This window comes from Acinetobacter sp. 24-47-62, assembly GCF_056779765.1.
Genome location: NZ_JBWYIN010000011.1, coordinates 107,252 through 127,952, shown reverse-complemented (window position 1 = coordinate 127,952; position 20,701 = coordinate 107,252). Strand labels below are relative to the sequence as shown.

23 protein-coding genes are annotated in these 20,701 nt (G+C 38.5%); 15 read left to right on the top strand and 8 right to left on the bottom strand.

The annotated features are described in order from the left end of the window. Positions 1 to 90: 90 nt before the first annotated feature. A complete protein-coding gene (locus AC1M87_RS10290) occupies positions 91 to 1,080 on the top strand; it encodes a hypothetical protein (protein ID WP_481593633.1) in 990 nt (329 codons plus the stop codon). Positions 1,081 to 1,108: 28 nt separating this feature from the next. On the opposite strand, the gene gigC is transcribed toward AC1M87_RS10290, so the two are convergent. Next, positions 1,109 to 1,987: a LysR family transcriptional regulator GigC gene (gene gigC, locus AC1M87_RS10285; protein WP_481593632.1), complete on the bottom strand. Its 879-nt coding sequence runs from the start codon at positions 1,985 to 1,987 to the stop codon at positions 1,109 to 1,111. Positions 1,988 to 2,071: 84 nt separating this feature from the next. On the opposite strand from gigC, the gene AC1M87_RS10280 reads away from it, so the two are divergent. Next, positions 2,072 to 2,833 carry a ferredoxin--NADP reductase gene (locus AC1M87_RS10280; RefSeq protein WP_035267285.1) on the top strand — a complete coding sequence of 254 codons (762 nt, stop codon included), beginning with the start codon at positions 2,072 to 2,074 and terminating at the stop codon, positions 2,831 to 2,833. Between the two features lie 102 nt (positions 2,834 to 2,935). Here AC1M87_RS10280 and AC1M87_RS10275 read toward each other — a convergent pair whose 3' ends face one another. Continuing rightward, positions 2,936 to 3,358 (bottom strand): hypothetical protein, encoded by a 423-nt coding sequence (locus AC1M87_RS10275; RefSeq protein ID WP_035267287.1) that lies wholly within the window; start codon positions 3,356 to 3,358, stop codon positions 2,936 to 2,938. 158 nt (positions 3,359 to 3,516) lie between these two features. Here AC1M87_RS10275 and AC1M87_RS10270 point away from each other — a divergent pair, with 158 nt between their 5' ends. The 3 genes from AC1M87_RS10270 (at position 3,517) to AC1M87_RS10260 (ending at position 5,925) form a co-directional block, all read left to right on the top strand. Beyond that, on the top strand, positions 3,517 to 3,768 hold the full coding sequence (locus tag AC1M87_RS10270; RefSeq protein WP_092766954.1) for a hypothetical protein: 252 nt from the start codon (positions 3,517 to 3,519) through the stop codon (positions 3,766 to 3,768). Positions 3,769 to 3,969: 201 nt separating this feature from the next. Beyond that, on the top strand, positions 3,970 to 5,649 hold the full coding sequence (locus tag AC1M87_RS10265) for a mechanosensitive ion channel (protein ID WP_481593631.1): 1,680 nt from the start codon (positions 3,970 to 3,972) through the stop codon (positions 5,647 to 5,649). Positions 5,650 to 5,715: 66 nt separating this feature from the next. Further along, on the top strand, positions 5,716 to 5,925 hold the full coding sequence (locus AC1M87_RS10260) for a hypothetical protein (RefSeq protein ID WP_092766956.1): 210 nt from the start codon (positions 5,716 to 5,718) through the stop codon (positions 5,923 to 5,925). A 118-nt stretch (positions 5,926 to 6,043) separates the two neighbouring features. On the opposite strand, the gene AC1M87_RS10255 is transcribed toward AC1M87_RS10260, so the two are convergent. Next, positions 6,044 to 7,243, bottom strand: coding sequence for a BaiN/RdsA family NAD(P)/FAD-dependent oxidoreductase (locus tag AC1M87_RS10255; RefSeq protein WP_092766957.1), 1,200 nt, complete (start codon positions 7,241 to 7,243; stop codon positions 6,044 to 6,046). A gap of 102 nt (positions 7,244 to 7,345) precedes the next feature. Further along, complete coding sequence (locus tag AC1M87_RS10250) at positions 7,346 to 8,206, bottom strand: 1-aminocyclopropane-1-carboxylate deaminase/D-cysteine desulfhydrase (protein ID WP_481593630.1); 861 nt, start codon at positions 8,204 to 8,206, stop codon at positions 7,346 to 7,348. Between the two features lie 144 nt (positions 8,207 to 8,350). Between AC1M87_RS10250 and AC1M87_RS10245 the strand changes: the two genes are divergently transcribed. The 3 genes from AC1M87_RS10245 to AC1M87_RS10235 all read left to right on the top strand — a co-directional run bounded on the left by AC1M87_RS10245 (position 8,351) and on the right by AC1M87_RS10235 (position 10,609). Further along, entirely contained in the window at positions 8,351 to 8,545 is a 195-nt protein-coding gene (locus AC1M87_RS10245) for an NF038215 family lipoprotein (protein WP_481593629.1), read from the top strand. 188 nt (positions 8,546 to 8,733) lie between these two features. After that, complete coding sequence (locus tag AC1M87_RS10240; protein ID WP_481593628.1) at positions 8,734 to 9,357, top strand: LysE family translocator; 624 nt, start codon at positions 8,734 to 8,736, stop codon at positions 9,355 to 9,357. A 133-nt stretch (positions 9,358 to 9,490) separates the two neighbouring features. Further along, entirely contained in the window at positions 9,491 to 10,609 is a 1,119-nt protein-coding gene (locus AC1M87_RS10235; RefSeq protein WP_481593627.1) for a DUF6670 family protein, read from the top strand. 61 nt (positions 10,610 to 10,670) lie between these two features. Here AC1M87_RS10235 and AC1M87_RS10230 read toward each other — a convergent pair whose 3' ends face one another. After that, positions 10,671 to 11,027 carry a hypothetical protein gene (locus AC1M87_RS10230; protein WP_035267298.1) on the bottom strand — a complete coding sequence of 119 codons (357 nt, stop codon included), beginning with the start codon at positions 11,025 to 11,027 and terminating at the stop codon, positions 10,671 to 10,673. A 75-nt stretch (positions 11,028 to 11,102) separates the two neighbouring features. Beyond that, complete coding sequence (locus AC1M87_RS10225) at positions 11,103 to 12,074, bottom strand: MBL fold metallo-hydrolase (protein WP_481593626.1); 972 nt, start codon at positions 12,072 to 12,074, stop codon at positions 11,103 to 11,105. A 68-nt stretch (positions 12,075 to 12,142) separates the two neighbouring features. Between AC1M87_RS10225 and AC1M87_RS10220 the strand changes: the two genes are divergently transcribed. Beyond that, the gene (locus AC1M87_RS10220; RefSeq protein WP_481593625.1) at positions 12,143 to 13,174 is read left to right on the top strand and encodes a hypothetical protein; all 1,032 of its coding nucleotides are present in this window, start codon (positions 12,143 to 12,145) and stop codon (positions 13,172 to 13,174) included. Positions 13,175 to 13,235: 61 nt separating this feature from the next. Here AC1M87_RS10220 and metG read toward each other — a convergent pair whose 3' ends face one another. Beyond that, positions 13,236 to 15,293, bottom strand: coding sequence for a methionine--tRNA ligase (gene metG, locus AC1M87_RS10215; protein WP_481593624.1), 2,058 nt, complete (start codon positions 15,291 to 15,293; stop codon positions 13,236 to 13,238). 184 nt (positions 15,294 to 15,477) lie between these two features. Here metG and AC1M87_RS10210 point away from each other — a divergent pair, with 184 nt between their 5' ends. Together AC1M87_RS10210 and AC1M87_RS10205 are read left to right on the top strand one after the other, a co-directional pair. Continuing rightward, positions 15,478 to 16,284 carry a hypothetical protein gene (locus AC1M87_RS10210; RefSeq protein WP_481593623.1) on the top strand — a complete coding sequence of 269 codons (807 nt, stop codon included), beginning with the start codon at positions 15,478 to 15,480 and terminating at the stop codon, positions 16,282 to 16,284. Positions 16,285 to 16,433: 149 nt separating this feature from the next. Continuing rightward, positions 16,434 to 16,784: a hypothetical protein gene (locus AC1M87_RS10205; RefSeq protein WP_092766966.1), complete on the top strand. Its 351-nt coding sequence runs from the start codon at positions 16,434 to 16,436 to the stop codon at positions 16,782 to 16,784. A gap of 41 nt (positions 16,785 to 16,825) precedes the next feature. Here AC1M87_RS10205 and AC1M87_RS10200 read toward each other — a convergent pair whose 3' ends face one another. After that, on the bottom strand, positions 16,826 to 17,104 hold the full coding sequence (locus tag AC1M87_RS10200) for a hypothetical protein (protein WP_481587284.1): 279 nt from the start codon (positions 17,102 to 17,104) through the stop codon (positions 16,826 to 16,828). A gap of 376 nt (positions 17,105 to 17,480) precedes the next feature. Between AC1M87_RS10200 and apbC the strand changes: the two genes are divergently transcribed. The 4 genes from apbC (at position 17,481) to dcd (ending at position 20,613) form a co-directional block, all read left to right on the top strand. Further along, the gene (apbC, locus tag AC1M87_RS10195) at positions 17,481 to 18,764 is read left to right on the top strand and encodes an iron-sulfur cluster carrier protein ApbC (RefSeq protein ID WP_481593622.1); all 1,284 of its coding nucleotides are present in this window, start codon (positions 17,481 to 17,483) and stop codon (positions 18,762 to 18,764) included. A gap of 143 nt (positions 18,765 to 18,907) precedes the next feature. Then, positions 18,908 to 19,063 (top strand): hypothetical protein, encoded by a 156-nt coding sequence (locus AC1M87_RS10190; protein ID WP_481593621.1) that lies wholly within the window; start codon positions 18,908 to 18,910, stop codon positions 19,061 to 19,063. A gap of 272 nt (positions 19,064 to 19,335) precedes the next feature. Next, entirely contained in the window at positions 19,336 to 19,929 is a 594-nt protein-coding gene (locus tag AC1M87_RS10185) for a LysE family translocator (RefSeq protein ID WP_035269555.1), read from the top strand. A 114-nt stretch (positions 19,930 to 20,043) separates the two neighbouring features. Next, positions 20,044 to 20,613: a dCTP deaminase gene (gene dcd / locus AC1M87_RS10180; protein WP_004694514.1), complete on the top strand. Its 570-nt coding sequence runs from the start codon at positions 20,044 to 20,046 to the stop codon at positions 20,611 to 20,613. The last annotated feature ends 88 nt before the right edge of the window (positions 20,614 to 20,701 follow it).

The following is a 20,701-nucleotide window of genomic DNA, read 5'->3' as shown; positions in this document are numbered from 1 at the left end:
AGGCCTCCTTTTTTATTAAGATTTTGATTCATCGATAAATTTAAAAAACTAATTACTAAGAATCAATCTTTTTTATGCTGGGGAAATAACATGTTTTACAGGGGTGTTTTACATTCGTACGACCCTGCATTGAAAGCAGGAATTATCAAAATCAATGATCATGATTTTGATGTACATTTCGTATTGAATGACATGGCAAATTCCAGTATCACGCCTCAAATTGGTGAGCGTGTGAAATGTATCGTGGTCGATAAAGACGACCAACGTCATGCAAAATTTATCGTGCGGTTAGACAATAAACATGCACGGGTCGAGCAACCCTTGAATCAACTTTTTTATCGTGCGCACGAAGATTTAGAAGGTAAGTCTCAGAAGTTTGAACAAGAGCTAGATGAGCTGATCGAAAAGCGCCTTGCAGATCAGGGAAATACGCTGGACTCACCAAAACAAATCCAAGATTTTGAACTAAATTTCAATACGTTGAGCAAAGAATCAATCGTGCTAGATGGTTCTAGCTCGGAACATCTTGCAGATCAAGTTTCAGATCCAGCAACTAAAATTTCCTTAGGTGAACCTCTTGAGGAAGAGCAAATTAAAGAAATGCTCGAATCAAAGCCAAGTCGCCGTGTGCCAGTCTTAGATGAGTCAGCTGTCGTACCACTCACGAAAGTTCAACCTTTGAATGAGATTGTGCCTGAAGAGAACGTAGATGATCATTTACCCGAGCCAACCCATGCAAAAGGGCGCCCACCAAAAGTTGTACGTAAAGAAGTCCCTGATGTCAAAACGCATTTTCAATTAAAGTTTAATGCGCAAAAATTCATCACGAGTTCGCGTGTTGATGAATTCGGAACTGATAAAAAATCCAAGAAAAAAGCCAAGAAGATAAAAGATCCAAACAAGCAATTTAATCCATGGATATTTGCAAGTATTGTCCCTATTTTAGTGTTCATTAATCTGGGTGTTTGGGGATTTCAAAAATATGAGCAATACAGAGAAGAGCAAGATGCAAAAGCAAAAATTTATGCGGTAGAACAAGAACATATTATCAAAGAACAAAAGAAAGAAGCTGAGAAATAAAAAAAGCTCCTATGAGGAGCTTTTTTTATTAAGCATTACAGAATTTCATAAAGGCTTTTAAACCAGGTCCTTGATATTTTTGACGGTGTACTAACATAAATAAAGGACGTGTGAGTTGCCAGAACGGCGTTTCTAAAATCACCAGTTGCTGTTTTTCTCTTAATGGTTCAATGGCTAATTTTGAAATACATGACATGCCTAAACCACCAGCAACAATTTTCAAAATAGCTTCATTATGACCCAAAGTTAAACGAATATTGGCATTCGGTAAGTCTTGCAGGATTGCGTTGTCAAAGACTTCACGAGTCCCTGAACCTTCTTCACGTAAAATCCATTCAGCCTGTTTAAAGTCTTCAATGGTCAGAGGGCGGTCTAATTTCGCCAAGGGATGATCTGGTGAGCAACACACAGCAAGCTCATCATCACGCCAGTGGATCGATTGTAATTGAGGTAAGTGACATGAACCTTCGATAAGTGCTAAATCAAGTTGGAACTGATTAACAGCTTCAATCATTTGACGCGTATTGCCCACTTGAAGTTGCAAATGTGCTTGTGGTTGTAATTGAAGAAAATCAGCCATTAAATCAGGCATCAAATAATCGCTAATGGTCAAAGTCGCCCCAATACGAAGATCAATACTTTGAAGCTCGCCTTTAGCTGCTTGTTCAAATGATTCACATCGACCTAAAATTTCAAGCGCCTGTGGGAGTAAAAAACGACCCAAGTCATTCAGTTGAAGTCGTTTTCCTAAGCGATCAAATAATGGTGCACCGAGACCATCTTCAAGATCTGCTAACGCCATACTTGCAGCACTTTGTGTGAGTCGTACAGCATCACTTGCTTTAGTTACTGTACCCTCTTGAGCGACAGCTACGAAAACAGCCAGTTGGCGTAATGTCATGCGCATGAATGAAGCCTTAATGTGAAAAAATATTAATAAATTATATTGTCATGCTACCATGAGCGCAGTCTGTCATGCCACGTAGAAATTATGTCAATTGAAAAATTTAGCGTAGAAAAAGTCCTTTCTGTACATCGTTGGACCAACACTTTATTTAGCTTTACCATGACGCGTCCCGCACATTTTAAATTTACCGCAGGGCAGTTCGCGCGTATTGGTTTGAAAGTTGGCGATGATTTAGTGGTACGTGCGTATTCTGTCGTTTCATCGCCTTTTGATGAAACCTTAGAATTCTTTTCAATTGTTGTACCAGATGGTGCTTTTACATCAAATTTACAACATCTCAAAGTCGGCGATGAACTTTATTTGGAAAAGATTCCTTATGGATTTTTGACTTTAGCACGTTACCAATTACCTATGCCAAATGACCTGTGGTTATTGGCGACAGGCACGGGGCTCGCACCATTTATTTCTATGTTGCAAGACTTTGAAGTATGGCAAAAATATAAAAATATTCATTTGGTTTACAGTGTGAGGACAGCAAGCGAATTGGCTTACGTAGACCGAATTCAGGAAGTCGCGGATACCTTTGGTGAAGGTCATACAGGATTTAAATTTGTGCCAATTATTACACGTGATCCAAATGCGCCATTGCATGATCGATTGCCAGTATTAATCGAAAATAGAGCGTTAGAGAAAACCGTAGGTGTCGATTTTAATCCGCAAACGTCACATATCATGCTGTGTGGGAATCCCCAAATGGTTGAAGATACAAAAGAGGCTCTGAAAGCACGTGGCCTGACCATGAATCGTCGTGGTGAAGGAAATATTGCGGTAGAGAACTATTGGTAAGTCCAAATCATCCTATCCTACGAGGAGAGGGAATTGAGGCACAAAAAAACCTCCATCTCGGAGGTTTTTTTCTAAATTACATAGGAATACTATGCGACATACTTAATGGACAAACATATCCATAAATTGACGAATCTCTTGAATCGCAGTATCGACATCGCTCGTGAGCCAAGTCGGTTCAAATAAACCTGCATAATGTTCCAAACGATCGTGTGGAACCACTAAACGAATTGGGCATTCTTCCTCGAGTAAACGCCAAGGAATAATGGGCACTTCATTATCTAAGAAGCAAGCGATGTTACGAATGTCGATGATCATGCCGTTGACACATTCAGGAAAGGGCATCACCGAAAATTCTTCAGTGCGACGGCGGAAATACTCTAAGTCACCCCACTTCAGCACATAGCTTGGTTTCGTAAACTCAATAATTCCAATCAAATGCCCATCACGGGTATGATGCAAAGAACAGGCATGAGTGACATCTGTGTCTAAATCTAAAGAGACACTTTGTCGGCGATAGGTCATACAGATCGACAATAAAAATGAGGAGGGTGCATATTATACTCTATTTTGCATCACAGCTCATGTGCTTTGATCGGTACGAATTGATAATGTTTTTTCACACAAAACAACATGATAGATTGCTAGTATAAAAAATCATCAAAATACATAAGAGGGGCATCATGGTAGATCAATCCAATCATCCGACCCATAATGATCAAAAGAAGAAAAGTAAGATCCCAGTGTATATTCTGATTATCGTTGGTATTTTTTTAGCAGCCTTCATTTTCTATATGCTCGCTGATCGTGATCCAACACCAGGTCAAATTCCTGCTGATACGACTATTCCTGCAACTCAAGATAATGCAGATACAGCAACGGCAACAGATTCAGCAGTGGATAATACCGTTACTGCGGTCGCAAACGATCAATAAACCACTACACTTTTCACGTTTAAACCCAGCTTCGGCTGGGTTTTTTCTTGATTTGCAACAATGTGTTGTATTTATGATGCTTTGAGTTGATTAAAAAATATTCGAAATTTATGGTGTGATGACGCGATCGAAAAATGATCTAGGGAAAAGAATTAAATCAATCGTAATTCAGAACACTTAACATAAGAAGAGGCGTAACCAATGAATGATGAATATAACGACTTCACTCGAACTGGGGGCTTTGATGCAATGTATTATTGGGAGCAATTCCAACCAATTATTGCTGCAGTGGCCATTTTACTCATAGGATGGATCATCGCTTTAATCGTTGCCGCAGGGGTTAAGAAGGTACTTGCAAAATTAAATACCAATCAAAAATTAAGTAGCGCGACAGGACATCGCTCAAATATAGAAAATATCATCTCCAGAGTCGTTTTCTGGCTGATCCTCATTATTGCTGTTATCGGTTCACTCAACGTTTTAAACCTGACCAGTGTGAGTGGTCCTTTTAGTAATATGGTTCAACAATTCTTACTATTTATCCCACAATTATTGGCTGCAGTAGCAGTTGGTTTTATTGGATGGATCGTAGCCAATTTGGTCAAAGTTGGATTAACTCGACTACTCAGTCGTACACAATTGGATGAAAAGCTCAGTCAAGACGTTGGTGTGAGCTCATTTAGCCAAAATATCAGTGAAATTGTTTATTGGCTCATTTTATTGCTGTTCTTACCGATCGTGCTGTCTATTTTGGGCTTAAATGGTTTGTTATATCCAGTTCAGAATATGGTGACTGAAGCCGTTGCCTACTTGCCGAATATCTTTATGGCAGGTGTGATTTTATTTGTTGGTTACATTTTGGCAAAAATTGTACGCGGTATTGTCGAAGGGCTACTTTCAAGTTTGAATGTCCAACAGCAAGCTGAAAAAGTCGGAGTTTTTAAAAATTCTAATCTGCCTAAGCTATTAGGATCATTTGTATTTGCCTTAGTCATCATTACTTCACTGATTATTGCGTTTGAGGCTTTGGGTGTAGACGCGATTTCACAACCAGCAACGGCTATGTTGTATGAAATCATGAATGCAATTCCACATATCATCGCAGCAGGTTTAATCCTGATCATTGCTTATGTGGTCTCACGTTTCGTATCTAATCTTGTGGTTGAAGTGATCGCTGGGACAGGTGTTGATAACATTCCTCAAAAGCTCGATATGCAACGATTTTTGGGTCAAACCAAAATATCAAAAGTTGTCGGTCATTTGATTGTATTCTTCACCATGCTCTTTGCGGTGTCTGAAGCTGCGAATCGTTTGGGCTTCGATCAAATTAGTGATTTGATTGCGATGTTCATTTATTTCGGAGCGAATGTACTTTTAGGTGCAGTTATCCTCGTCATTGGTTTCTGGCTAGCAAATCTAGTTGCCAATGTGGTGAAACGTGGTGAGACCAATAGCGCACATTGGTTAGCGAATCTTGTCCGAGTACTGATCATTGGTTTAGTTGTGGCAATGGGCTTGCGTGCAATGGGAATCGCTGACTCGATCGTAAATTTAGCCTTTGGATTAACACTTGGAGCGGTTGCTGTCGCTTTTGCACTTGCATTTGGTCTAGGTGGTCGCCAACCTGCAGAGCGATTGTTGACTGACTTAATCGATAAAGCGAAATCTGACGCGAATAAGCCAAGACCAAATCAGCCTGAACAAGTCACGCCACCACTTACTGAGCAAATGGATGCTTCAACTGTTGCGGAAGAATATCAAGATGAAGATATTCCACCAACGCAAATTGATGTAGAAGCGCCAACTCAACCATTGAATAATCCTTATGGATCTACAGGAGAGTCAGATCAAAATACACAGCCTAAAAATGACCTTAAATAACATGTAAATTTGTGTCGGGATCAGTCAGCATGGTTTGGCTGATCCTCATGAAAAAGAGTAAAAATTATGAGTAAGAAATTTAATAAATTATTCGCCCCAATAGTGATTGCAGGTATCACCGTGGGTTTTTTAGCAAGCGCTTACCGCTTTGTTTTTGCAAATTCAAAAGCTACTGAAAACAACAGACTCAATACACCATCTATTGATGATGCAGTAACAGATCCAACCACACAAATGCTTGATTCAACTGATACCAATGCCCAAAGACCCTCATAAATTCTGCTTTTAGAAAAGATAAATGAATAATGAAGCATTCGATTGATCAATAGGGATGATAGTCAAAGAGGGCGAAGGATGCCCCTTTAATTACAAAATGAACAATACTTGTTGTTAATTAGACATACTCAGATGCAGCATGTGCAGATGACCAAGCCCATTGAAAGTTAAATCCACCTAAATGGCCCGTTACATCGAGTATTTCTCCGACGAAGAAAAGCCCTTTTTGCTTTTTACTTTCCATTGTTTTTGAGGAAACTTCAGTGGTATCAACTCCACCTAAAGTCACCTCAGCCGTACGGTAACCTTCAGTCCCAGAAGGTTTAACTTCAAATGCGTGAAGGCGCTGGGCAATCGCCTCTAGCTTCTCATCACTGATATTCCCGATTGATATTTCAGCTTGATCCATCCAAATCAACTGTTGTAATTCAACTACGACACTCTTCGGTAAGTGTTCAGCGAGTAAGGTGCGAAGTAACACTTTAGGTTGATTTTGTTTTTTAGTTTTAAAAAAATTCAAGAGATCGATACTTGGTAAAAAGTCGACTTTAAAACTTTGACCCACATCCCAATAGTTTGAGAGCTGTAAAGAACTTGGACCACTTAAACCACGGTGCGTAAACAAGAGTGCTTCAGTAAAGCTATTGAGATGATTGCTTAATGTCACTTCAACAGCATTGCCACTAAGTCGTGTCGTCACTTCTTTGAAACCATCAGAAAAAGTAAAGGGGACTAGACCTGCACGAGTTGGATAAACATAGTGTCCAAATTGTTTAGCAATCTCATAGCCAATGCCTGAGCCACCAAGCGTCGGAATTGAGAGACCACCAGATGCGACCACGACAGATTCAACTTCAAAAAAACCTAAATTGGTTGCCACCTGAAAACCGTGCTCCTCAAGGGCGTTGACGGCTTTCACCTCGCAACTGGTTTTGATGTCGACTAGACCAGTTTTGTCACACTCAGCAAGTAACATGGCTAAGATTTCTTTCGCGCCGTTAAGGGTAAAGAGCTGACCGTGTTTACGTTCTTCGTATTCAATGCCATATTCGCAGACCAAGCCAATGAAATCCCAATTGGTATAACGGGTGAGTGCTGAGATAACAAAATGCGGGTTATGAGAAATATAGTTGTCAGGCTCAACATACAGATTGGTAAAGTTACATTTACCTCCACCTGACATGAGAATTTTTTTCCCCACTTTATTGGCTTTTTCAACCACCACGACACGACGCCCACGTTGAGCAGCCATATATGCGGTCATTAAACCAGATGCACCCGCACCTATTACTAAAACATCGTATTGCTTGGAAGACATGAAAATAATCAAAAAACGAAACAGCGCAATTATAACGGTAAATTACGATGAACTGAGCATTATCGGATTAATTCAAGCGAACAGAAGCAGAAGCAAGATCAACTAAATCGTTCGACCTTGAAGCCCGCCCGAATGAATGACTAAAACTTTAGCGTTTTTGGGGAAATAGTTTTGTTGTATAAGATCATGAATGCCAAACATCATTTTTCCGGTATAGACTTGTTCAAGTGGAATACGGTATTCATATTCAAACTTTTCAATAAATTGAATCAGTTCAGGTCGGGTTTTGGCATAGCCTCCGAAGCAATAATCATCAGTGATATGCCAGTTGTTTTTACCCGTCAGTAGTTTTACTTCATCATTCAGAAAATTGCCTTTTAATGCAGAAAATCCAATAATTCTTTGACGGTTTAAACTGCGCTCAATCAATCCTGAAATCGTACCGCCTGTTCCGACAGCACAACAAATGAAGTCAAAGGTCTGATCAGCATCTTTTAAAATTTCTTGAGTGCCCTGAATGGCAAGCGAGTTGGTGCCACCTTCTGGAATTAAATAACTTTCAGGAAAGCGTTGCGCTAAGTGAGCTAAAAACTCAGGATCATTTTTGTGTCGATATGCTTCTCGTGAGATAAAATGCAGCGCCATACCAAAACGTTCTGCGGTGGCGAGGGTGTGATTGCGGGCTGAGTTTTTGAGTTCCTCACCACGAATGATCCCAATAGACTGAAAGCCAAATTGATGCGCAGCAAACGCTGTGGCGGCAATATGATTTGAATAAGCCCCACCAAAGGTCATTACATTTTGAAAGCCTTGACGTTTTGCCTCAATAAAATTGTATTTCAGTTTATAAAACTTATTTCCAGAGATATGTGGATGAATTTGGTCTAAACGGCGAACTGTGATGTTTAAACCATTTAAAGAAATTTCCTGATCTTGAACCTGTTGGGCAATCGTATCAAACATAGTGCGAGCATTTGGTTTTTTAAGAGTATAGCGGATTTCGAATCTTAGCTCTTACTCGGAGAAATTGAAAAACAGTGAAAAAATATGTTTAAAAAATAATCAGAAGTGCTAATCTGAAAGAAAACGGAATTTTGGGAGGGTGGCATGAAGCAATCTCTATCCATTTTATTATTGGGTTTGTTCGTTTTAACGGCCTTAGGCTGTGAGCAGGATTTTCTAAACAAACCTAAAACAGAAGCTCGAAGTATGGTTATTGCTGGCGTACCTGTACAGGAAAGGGACTATCGTCTGTCTCCACATGAAACTGCATATAATGAAGCACTGTCAGATGATGATTAGCATGACTTGGATATTTTTTATAAAATCAATTGTATTTAATTTATACAGTAAATTAATTCGCTAAAAATAATGAAATAAATAGTGAATAATTTTAATATTTAAAAAAATCACTCAAATAATTAGGGAAATATTCATAAGGCTTCCAAGTAGAATAACGCGATAAATCAATCATCTACTATGGAATTAATGTGGAATCAATTTGGATTTTAGGTTCGATTGCAGCAGCACTTTTACTGGGCGCAATGAGTCCGGGGCCGACTTCAATCTATGTCGCTAAAAATTCAATCGCTATTTCGCGTAAACATGGTTTATTTACTGCACTGGGAACTGGTCTCGGTGCTGCGATTTTTGGTTTATTGGCAGTATTAGGCTTACAGGCATTCTTAGTTGCAGTGCCTTCAGCATATTTGGCTTTGAAAATCTGCGGTGGATTATATTTATTGTTTTTGGCTTATAAAATTATTAAACATGCCAAAGATCCAATCGAAGCTGATCATTCTGCATTGCATCCGATGAGTTTACGACGTGCATTTACCACAGGCTTAATTACTCAATTGTCGAATCCTAAAATTGCGATTGTACTTGCCAGTATTTTCACAGCTTTATTACCCAAAGAGATTCCGTTGTATTTTTACTTTGTGTTACCAATGCTGTGCTTTTTTATCGATGCTGGTTGGTGCTCGTTGGTGGCGGTTGCATTATCAGCGGAAAAACCGCGTGCGGTGTATTTAAAATTTAAGAAAGTATTTGATCGTGGTGCGGGCATTGTGATGTCTGTGCTCGGATTGAAGTTGATTTTTGGTGTGAAGTAGATCACATTTTTAATCTTGTCTAACAATTTTTATGATCTGACCTGAATTCACATTTGCCAGTCCTGATCAGCTATAAAGAACTGAGGAGAGGTTGTTTAGGGTGTAAACATCTCTCATTGTTTGTGAGTTTGTTATGTATTCTCTCCTCAGTAGTCATTCAAAAAATAAAAGTCTACAACAAAAGTTCTACTATCAATTGGGTCAAATGGCCAAAAACCTTTTGGGTGCAGTAGAGCCAGAAGAACAAGCACTTTTACCACGCGAATATAATTTAGACGCGCATGTTTTTCATCGTCAATTCGCGAGTACGCATTATGGAGTTATGATTCCAGATTTGCCTGAGCCTTTTCGATATCTGTCCTATGCTTCTGTCATTGGTGATGTTGGTGCGAAGATAACGCATTTACCCAAGTCGATTTCTGGTCTTAGTCCTGAAAATACCGCTACTTTGGTTCATGGAACAGCCTTATCGACAGATGAAGAAGCCTTTCGCATTTATAATATTCAAGACGAAATTGTATTCCATCAAAAGCCATTTAAGGTTGAGTTTGGTCGAGAATCTTTCCTTGCTGAAATTGAAGGGAGTTATCATCTAGTATCTGAACGTGATGATCTGCAAGTTGATATTTGGTTAACCCCGACGCCTGCCATTACGTGGTTTGCACATAGCATGTTATATCAGCACTTTAGTGTATTGATGCAATATGACGGTCATTTGACCCAACATGGAAAACGTGTTGAAGTTAAAGGGTTATGTACACTGGAACATTGGAAAGCAGTCTCAAGCTCAATGTTGCCGACTCCCAATAAACCGACCACAGGATTGGTGCCTTTAGACAGTTTTAGTTATCAAGTCATCAACATAGATGATGAGTCACAATTGGTCTTGGCCTATATCGGTTTTGCAGGTGAACCTACTTATACCGCGGTGTCTTATCGCCATATTGATGGTACTTCTATTCAATATGATGGTGAGGTTGCTTTTCAAGTGATCGCATTAAAGCCTGATCCGAAAATAACACCTGACGGTTTTGAAATGGAGGTGCCTCAGTCTTTCAGATGGATTGCACATCATCAAGGTGAGAAAGTGTTAGATATTCTTGCGGTGGCAGATACGGAATATTGTTATGGTTTAGCTGCAGGTTATGTGAGTTCTTATCAGTGGAGTGGTTTGCTGAATGGAACTGAACGTAAGGGGCGAGGTTATGTTGAATATATCGACCGAAGACAGAACGTAAATTTAGACACCTAATTTTTGATTTAAATATGCCCATAAAAAAGCCTCTAAACGTATTAGAGGCTTTTTTAAAATCTTATTTCTTACATTCAGGCTGTGAACGGTCAATTACTTGTGTACCTTCTACACGATAACCAATTTGACCAACAATGAATGCTTGATTCAATTGAGTGATCACCACATCAGAAAGAGCCACAGCGCAACGGTTTTTTTCAATAGCACGATCTACAGCAGTTTTAAAGTTTGGAACCCCTAAAGGGAACAAGACAACTGGGACCTTATCTTCACCTGTTACACGTTCACCTTTCACGAACTGATTAGAGTTGAGATTATAGTTTTTAGTTGAAGCAACTGTCATATCAGCCATACGAACTGAACAGCCTGTCGCCAATACTGAAGTTGCTGCGATAATTGAAATTAATAATTTTTTCATTAGTTTACCCCCGTTTTTAAGCGAGGGAACTTTAAATAAAAATACTTGAAATTTCAACCATTACGTGACTTTAGTTTAATCTTTAAAGTGAACTGGCACCCACTGATAGCTTTGTCCATCTTTGGAATAAATGTGCCCAAGCCCCGGGAATGGTAAATGTGGTGCTGCAATAAGCTGACCTTCTTTGGCATATTCAGCAAAATGTTTTAAACGTGTTTGGATTGCTGTTTGTGGATCGATATCGAACTCAATCGCGGTTTCAGGTTTGTCGAACTGCAAGGTATGTGAATGTACGATGTCACCAATAAACACCACTTCTTGTCCATCAGCTTTCAGTTTAAAACTGTAATGTCCTGGGGTATGACCAAAGGATGGTTTAAATTCGACATCGCCGAAGCGTAAAGATTTGTCTGAAAAGACTTTAATCTTTTTAGCTTTTTCATATGGCGCAAGTGCTGCTTTGATTTTTTCAACTGTTCCTAAAAAGCCTGCTTGCTTATCTTTTGGCAGTTTTTTTACGGTGTTTGGACTCAGCCAATAGTCATATTCGGTTTTTGAAATATGCAATATCGCATTTGGATAATTCGCCACGCCATTGTTTGAAATACCACAGACATGGTCAGGGTGTAAGTGGGTCAGGAAAATGCCATTCACTTGTGTAGGCTGATAACCTGATGCTTTGAGGTTGTTATAGATTGAGCCTAAATGTGTACCAAAGCAGCTTGCCGCACCGCTATCGACCATTAAAAGCTGATTGCCTGTATTAATCAAAAATGCATTGACTGAGGTTTGGATGCCTTTGTCATTGATCGCTGCGTATTTTTTAAGAATCTCAGTTTTTTCACTGTCATTTAAGCCTTTAAACATAGATGGATTGAGGTAGTTTGTTCCATCTAATAAAGCAGTGATCTGATGACCATAAAAGTCGTAATGATAATAGCCTGCCACTTGGGGTTTGGCTGCGGGTGATGATGCAGGAATCACTGCTTGTGTAAATGATGCTGTTAAAAGGCTTATTGTAAGGAGGATTGGTTTTAGATTTTTCATTCAGATCACCTATAAATTTAAAAATTAATAAAATATAATTTAATTAATTTTCTATTTCATAAAAAAATATGAATCAATTAAATATAGAACAGATTAGTAGCAATATACAGCGTATTAATGGTTATCTAGATACCAAAAGTAATACTGAAATTGGTGAAATTTTCAGTAAACATTATGAATATGACATACCTGTTAGCCATGAGGAGACTGGTAAAAGAATTAAAGAAAATTTTAAAATAATACAAGAAAAAGATGATTTTTTAAGAAAAAATATCAGCTCTCTAAGCGAGGACTCTAAGAATTTTTTTTTCTCTATGAGTTCAAATGCCACTCATAGATTAAATAATTGTTTCCGTAGTTTTGCTATTTATATTCCCGAGGAGTTTAAAGATTGGAAAAAAAGCGGAGGAGAAATTCCATATCTCTTTAAAATAGATCAAAACATATTATTTATATATAGTGATCTCATAAATTTAAGCAACTTGAGTACTATATCAATAGAACTTATTAATAAAAAAATATCTAATGTGCTAGAGCCAAAATTAAAAGATAATTACGAAAGAAGCGAAAATTTAATCCGAGATTTAGAACTATATAAAAATGAAGCCGCATCTAAAAAAACAAAATTTATTTATAGAGATAAATATGAAAAATATAAACGAACTGTAGAAGTTTATGAACTTTATATCATGATGCTAATTGTGTTATCTGTAATCTTAGTTATTTGTCAGCTATTTGCATACAAATTCTTTGATGATTTATCAGTCAGTAATGCTATTACTACTAAACTAACAATAATAGCTGTAATAGCTACTTTATTTACTTATTGTTTTAAACAAATTGGCTTTTATCGACAAATAGCAGAACAAGCACATCAAACGTATATGGAATTAGAGGCATTACCTGAGTATCTATTAAATCTTCCCGAAGATAAGCAAAATGAAATTAAAGCCGATTTAGCAAAAAAATATTTTGGACAGAGCATTGTAGATAACCCCAAGGGAAGTAACTCTTCATTTGAAGATCAAACTAAATTAAATACAGAAATTTTAAAATCCAACTCGGCTTTATTAGACGTAGTAAAAAAATTAGTACCATAAAATACTAATACATAAAAGCCCCTACATCAGTAGAGGCTTTTTTCTTATCTTAATCTAAAAATTAAGACACTTTATCACCCGGTTTAGCACCAGATTCAGGTGAAATCACCCAAACACCGTCGCCATTACCCGCAGCGAGTACCATACCGTTTGAAATACCAAAACGCATCTTACGTGGTGCAAGGTTTGCCACCATCACCACCAATTTGCCTTTTAAGTCTTCAGGCTTGTAGAACTCACGAATACCGCTAAACACATTACGTGGTTCAGCTTCACCAACATTTAAAGTCAGTTGTAAAAGCTTGTCTGAACCTTCAACCGTTGCGGCTTCAAGAACTTCCGCTACACGTAGGTCAACTTTCATAAAGTCTTCGATACCGATAATTTCAGCTTCACCCACTTTCGGCTCAGCTTTCTTCTCTTTGGCTTTCTCTTTTTTCTTCTCAGCTTTTGGTGCTTCAGCAGGGGCAGCTAAAGAATCTTTAGATGCATCCACCATGGCAGCAACCGCTTTCGGATCAACACGTTGCATCAATGGTTGGAACAATGCAATTTCATGTGCAACCAAGATTTGCTGACGCGATTCAAAGTTGAAGCTGTCAAGCTGTAAGAACGCTTGAACTTGTTCTGCCAATGTTGGCAATACAGGCGCAAGGTACACCGCCAATTGACGGAATAGGTTAATACCCACTGAACACACATCATGAACTTGTTGTTCTTCACCTTCAATCTTCGCTAAAGCCCAAGGCTTTTTCTCATCGATGTATTGGTTGGCTTTATCTGCAAGCGCCATGATTTCACGAATCGCAGTTGAGAACTCACGAGCTTCATAAGCCTGAGCAATTGAATCACCAGCATCAATAAAGCTTTGAACCAACTCAGGCTCTGCACAAGTCGCAGACAATTTATTGTCAAATTTCGTGTTAATGAATTTCGCACAACGACTTGCGATGTTCACCACTTTACCAACAAGGTCAGAATTCACTTTTTGAACGAAATCATCAAGGTTCAAGTCAGAATCTTCAACTTTGTCAGAAAGTTTAGACGCAAAGTAGTAACGTAAATATTCAGGGTTTAAATGCTCTAAATACGTTTCCGCTTTAATGAACGTACCACGAGATTTAGACATCTTCTGACCATTTACAGTCAAGAAACCGTTTACGAATAGGCTTGTCGGTGTACGGTAGTTGGCACCTTCAAGCATTGCAGGCCAGAACAATGCGTGGAAATACACGATGTCTTTACCAATGAAGTGATACACCTCATTTTGAGAATCTTTTTTCCAGTAATCATCAAAGCTTAAATCAGGACGTTTAGTTTTGATGTAATTTTCAAAGCTCGACATATAGCCGATTGGCGCATCGACCCAAACATAAAAATATTTGTTTGGTGCATCAGGAATTTCAAAACCAAAATATGGCGCATCACGAGAAATATCCCAATCCGACAAACCTGCTTCAAACCATTCATCTAATTTGTTGGCAATCGACACAGGTAAACGACCTTCGTCACGTGTCCATTTTTGTAGGTATTCACCAAAGTTCGGTAGTTTAAAGAAGTAGTGATCTGAAGATTTCTCAACAGGAGTCGCACCGCTTAAAGTCGATTTTGGATTTAACAATTCTGTTGCGTTATACGTTGTACCGCAAACTTCGCATGAGTCACCGTATTGATCTTCCGCTTTACATTTCGGGCAGGTGCCTTTAATAAAACGGTCAGACAAGAACATGCCTTTTTCAGGGTCAAACAATTGCGTTACAGGGCGCACCGCAATATTGCCTGCTTCACGGTTCTTAATATAAATCTCAGAAGCGCGAGCTTGGTTTTCAGCGCTGTTGGTTGAATCGTAATGATCGAAATCAACCTTGAAGCCGGCAAAGTCACGCTCATGTTCTTTTTGTACATTGGCAATTTGTTGTTCTGGAGTAATACCGTTGGCTTCAGCACGTAGCATAATTGCTGTGCCGTGAGCATCGTCCGCGCAGACATAAGTCACGTTATGACCCATTGCACGCATCGCACGTACCCAAATATCTGCTTGGATATAACCGAGTAAGTGACCCATATGGATCGGGCCATTGGCGTATGGAAGGGCGTTAGTGACTAAGATATTACGCACGGATCTGACTCTCTCATTCGTATTTTATGCAATGGGCGATAATTTTACATGAGATAGGCGAGACTTGCATAAGCCTTTTGATGAATTCTTATTTATTAACAAAGTTAGAGCACGCGGAAAGGCTACTTTGTTACAGACTTATCAGGGATAATAGACATCCTGCTATTCACCTGAGTGTTTGACCATGTATGACGATTTTGATGATTATGAAGATGAGCAACCTGTAAAACGCATCAAATCGAATGTGCAGGGCTTACCAACTCTGGGTAAGCAAATTCTTAATCAGGCACAGGATTATCTTGATCAAATCTCACAAGGCGAACATACACTTTTAGTCAATCATTTACGTGAACTTGCCCAGCAAGATGAATATTTTAATGTGCTTGCCGATCAGTTGGATCAACCTGTCGGTTCGAAAGTTGCCAATGATGCGTTAAATCTGATGCACTTTTGGCAACAAATTCATGCTTATGAAGATGTGCAAAGTTTTAACTTACTTGATGTTATTAACACTGAAGCTTTTCAAAAAGATGTGTTGACCGCTTTCGATGCTATGCAGATCGATGAGCAGAATAAAGCCTTGCGTCGTTCTGTGATTATCGAAGCTTTTAAAATGTATAAACTCGGCTGTTATGCAGGTTGTGTACCATTACTTTATGCCCAACTTGAAGGTTTACTGACAGATGTGCTGATTCAACAAGGTTTCTTAAAGCAAAATGTCACCAAGTTAGTCGATGTTTATAAAATTGTACCGGGTTTGAAAGGCAATGAAATTAAGAGCCTTTGGCATAAATCTAAGATTGCCATTGAGCTTAATCCATACTTTGCAGAACTCGCGGCTTATAAAATGGATTCAAGCTCGAATGTAACCGCGACACGTCATAACATTTTGCATGGCACGGATGTCGAGCATTTCACACAAGCACGAAGCTTTATTTTATTTATTTGGTTGTTTTCTGCATTGAACTTTATGTCGAGTATTCGCTCCTAAATTCATCATTTTAAACTCAAAAAGTTACAGCGTAGTGTTGTTCTACATCATCATGTGAGAAATTGTAGTGATTCGAAACATTTACGATGAGCACTGCAAATCTTCGATATAACTAAGATTCACTATCAAAGCGATAAAGAGGATTGAAGATGTCGAATAATAAAATTGATGACTTAAAAAACAAAGCTTCAGAACTCGGTGATGATCTGAAATTGAAGGCGAAGGAAGCTGAGCTGAAAGGCGAGAAAGCATTGGATCAAGTGAAGCATGGTGCAGCAGAAGCCAAGCTTGAAGGTGAAAAAAAACTGAATGATCTTAAACATGACACGCAGCAAAATTCTTCTGAAGCGCATTCAACTTTAGATGATTTAAAACATAAAGCGGTAGATTTGAAAGAGCAAGCAGCAGATAAATTACATGACCTGAAAGATCAAGCGAGTGAAAAATTTGCGGATCTTAAAGCAAAAGCATCAGAAAAAATTGATCAACTGAAAAAGTAAATTGATCACAAAAAAGCTCATCATCAGATGAGCTTTTTTTTTTAATTTTTTCTAATCCATTCGATTTTTCTAATTTCATTATTCACCACAGTAAAGGTGTAAATCAGATCATGAAATTCGTAGGTATAGCTATAAGCCGTAAAACGATTTTTTCCTTCTTTCCATTCATAATGTTGTGTTGAAGTCGGCGTCTGCTTCATGTGTGAGCTTAATTTTGCATAAGAGTCACCTAAGCTGATGATTTGTCCTGAAGGAGTACGAAAACTTCGGGATTCATTGGCGGCATAGCCTAAAATTGGTAGAAGGAGCATTGTGCTCATTAGGGCAGTTATTGAGCGTGTTTTTAATTTAAGTTTCAGATTTATTTGTTTTAAAGACATATCGTAGCGTTATCTTGGTTTTATATTCTTTTCAATTTTAATGTTAAAAATTCGCTATTGTGTTGGTATTTGTTGAAAGCATGAATCACTTGCAACATGAATCAAGGCGTTTAACAGTGAAATCAAGTTTATAGCCTGTATCAATGACATCAATCGAGATACGCCAATAAAAATAATAAAAAAGCTGACTAATTTAGTTGGAATTCGACTAACATATTTCTATTCAAACGGGGATCAATATATTGTTGCTTAACCTTGTTGATATTTCTCGTTAAACTATTTCTTTATCAGTTTCTGTCCAGACTTGGAGTACGGTATGTCGTGGCTTTCTTCACTCAAATCTGTTTTTTCACCCTCAAAGGAGGTGAATGAAGAGGCTGTACAACACGTATTACAACACTACGTTTTGCCGAATTCTGACAATTTTTTGAAAGATCGAATCACACAGGTCAATGTTGAAGGTGATGTACTTCAAATTACCATTAATACCGTGCCAAGTGAAAAAGATCAGTTACAGCAAATTCACGATGAACTGGCTGATGCTTTGGAAAAGTGTGGGATTAAAGAGCTGAATATGCATGTCATTCAGCAGAAAACTGGAAGTCATGCTCAACAACAAGGTGGCTGTGGGCACAACCATGCAGCAGGTGAAAGCTGTTCAAGTAAAAAAGCTGAGGCCCCAAAATCTAATCTGCCTCCTGTTGTAGATGCATCTGCAAGCCAGGATGCGGTAAAACAAGCGAATGCGAATTACCAACCTCAACAAGAAGAAGCACCGATTCAAAAAGCTGCACCACAGCAACGTGATGTACCTAAGCATCCACGTATCCAGAACGTGATTTTAGTTTCGTCAGGTAAGGGTGGTGTAGGCAAATCAACCACTACGGTCAATTTAGCTTTGGCATTACAAAAGCTCGGGCTGAAAGTAGGTGTATTGGATGCAGATATCTATGGTCCAAGTATCCCAACGATGCTTGGTAATGCCGGTAAAACCCCAATGATCGAGGCAGAACATTTTGTACCGTTGGATGCTTTTGGTATGGCGGTGTTGTCGATTGGTCATCTGACAGGAGATCACAATACTCCTGTGGCTTGGCGTGGTCCAAAAGCAACAGGCGCATTGATGCAACTGTTCAACCAAACCCTTTGGCCTGATCTTGATGTATTAATGATCGACATGCCACCAGGAACAGGGGATATTCAATTAACTCTGGCACAACGTATTCCAGTGACTGGTGCAGTGATCGTGACGACACCGCAAAACGTGGCACTGATGGATGCGACCAAAGGTATTGAATTGTTTAACCGTGTTCAAATTCCTGTGATGGGCGTGGTGGAAAATATGTCGACACATATTTGTTCAAACTGTGGCCATGAAGAGCAAATCTTTGGTACTGGTGGTGGCGATAAGTTATCGGAACAATACGATATTCCATTACTTGGACGTTTACCATTGAATGCGAAAATCCGAGAGCATGCCGATGAAGGTAAACCATCTGTATTGATTGGTGGCGATGCAGCAGAAAGTTATATTGAAATTGCACAGAAGATTGCAGCTGCATTGCCTAAAGCTGAAAAAGATAAAAGTCGGATTTTCTAAGTATTTGAAAAGACTCAATGTTAAACCTGTCTAAGTCTGACTTAGGCAGGTTTTTTTGTTGACCGTTCGTCGTTTTAGGATTATTTACTCTAATTTTTCTACCTAAAATATTTTGTGAAATTTCACGTTATATGGGTATAGAAATGCGTTCAATCACTGCAATGAAGATGGTTATGATTTCTCTCATTCTTTCAACGACAGCTTCTGCTGCCATCATTCCTTATGTTGATTATCCTGAAGAATTCCAAAAGAAATCTTTAAATATTCTGGTTCAAGAAGCTGAACAACAGTCAAATTAATGCTTGAACTCAGCATCACAGCGTGAATGGACTGTGATGCTGAATTTCATCGATGAAGAACGTGCTATAAGCATTTTTGCAAGAGTACATCATGTTTTTCGTTTCGATTACATTGTGTGACTTCAGAGTTATAATTTAAATGACAAACTAACCTGATGAAAAATATTACAAAAAAAATTGTGTTTCATTCTTGAGAAATTTTCACACAAATAATATTTTGCCAATTGAAATAATCCTGATTAATCTGAGCGCATTATCAGCGAGGTCATCCTATGATTTCATGGCTCTTTATTGCGTTGGTTACCACGATTTTATTCACACCCGGACCAACCAATACTTTACTTGCATCTTCAGGCATACAGGTAGGTATTAAAAAGTCATTTCGCTTAATACCCGCGGAAGCATTAGGCTATCTTATTGCCATCACTGCATGGGGATTTTTAATTGGTCGTGTCACCACTCATTTGCCAATTTTGCCAGTGATATTAAAATTATTTAGTTCATTCTATATTATCTATCTGGCCATCAAATTATGGCGCACTGCCAACGTAGAACATCAGTTGAATCAGCCCACCATCAAAGCTTCTGAATTATTCTGTGCAACTTTACTCAATCCTAAAGCTTTGCTTTTTGCCTCGGCTATTTTCCCTGCAATTGTTTGGGTGAGTGTAGATTATTATATTGCGCACATGTTGATGTTTATTTTATTGATCCTACCCATCGCTTTTATTTGGACACTCATTGGGTCGCTGTTAGCCAATAATAAAATTAAATGGTTAAACCAGTCCAATATGCAAAAAACAGCATCCTTAGTCCTGATGAGTTTCTCAATTCCAATGAGTTATTCGGCATTGTTAAGTCTTTAAGATGATTCACCGCAGCAGACTGAACAGGAATACAAATCGTGGGTTATTTCCATTGACGGGGTTTTCAGTTAAAGTACAGCGCAGTAATTGAATATGTATTCTGGGAATAAATAAATGGCTATTAAGTCTGATCGTTGGATTCGCGAAATGAGCGAAAAACACGGCATGATTGAACCGTATGCAGAAAACCAAGTTCGTTTAGACGAAAATGGTCAAAAACTCATTTCATATGGCGTTTCAAGCTATGGTTATGATGTTCGTTGTGCGCGTGAGTTCAAAGTGTTCACAAACGTTCACTCTGCTATTGTTGACCCAAAAAATTTCGATGATAAAAGTTTTATAGATATCGAAGCTGACGTGTGTATTATTCCACCTAACTCATTTGCACTTGCTCGTACAGTAGAATACTTCCGTATCCCACGTAATGTTTTGACGGTGTGTTTAGGTAAATCAACCTATGCACGTTGCGGTATTATTGTAAACGTGACGCCACTTGAGCCAGAGTGGGAAGGTCATGTGACCTTGGAATTTTCAAATACAACCAATTTACCTGCACGTATTTATGCTGGTGAAGGTGTTGCTCAAATGTTGTTTTTTGAGTCTGATGAAGTGTGCGAAACATCTTATAAAGATCGTGGTGGAAAATATCAAGGTCAAACAGGTGTAACTTTACCTAAAACATAAGTATTGAATTGTAAGACTTCATGCAAAAAGCAAACTCAATGAGTTTGCTTTTTTTATAAGTATTTGAAAAATTGAATTTATTCATTTA